The organism is Bacillus sp. AF62 (assembly GCF_050312695.1).
Taxonomy (GTDB): Bacteria; Bacillota; Bacilli; order Bacillales; family Bacillaceae_G; genus Bacillus_A; species Bacillus_A cereus.
On record NZ_JBNPJZ010000273.1, the window covers coordinates 1 to 333 of the forward strand.

Consider the following 333-nt stretch of genomic DNA (forward strand, 5'->3'; position numbering starts at 1 on the left):
ACAGAGAGACTGTTCATTCGTATGCCATATCCTCAAGATGGGAAAGTCGTGTATGATGCTATACAATCGTCTCTTACCGAGCTTCAACCCTGGGTTGCTTTCGCCCAACGCAGACACACAGAAGTAGATATCGAAACTATTATCAGACAATATCATGTGGATTTTTTACAGCGAAAAGAACTCGTGTTTTTGTTGTTTCACAAGCAAACAGGAGCATTTGTGGCGTTTGCTAGCTTACATGAAATTAAGTGGAATTTATTAAAATTTAACTTGGGATATTGGATTGATTCGCGTTGGAGCAGAAACGGATATATGACAGAGGGGATAGAAGGC

The 333-nt window shown here is 40.2% G+C and carries 1 protein-coding gene; it reads left to right on the forward strand.

All coding sequences use genetic code 11. The annotated features are described in order from the left end of the window. Window positions 1-333 (forward strand): GNAT family N-acetyltransferase (locus ACQRBL_RS32705; protein ID WP_427736472.1); only part of this gene is annotated, 333 nt, incomplete at both ends.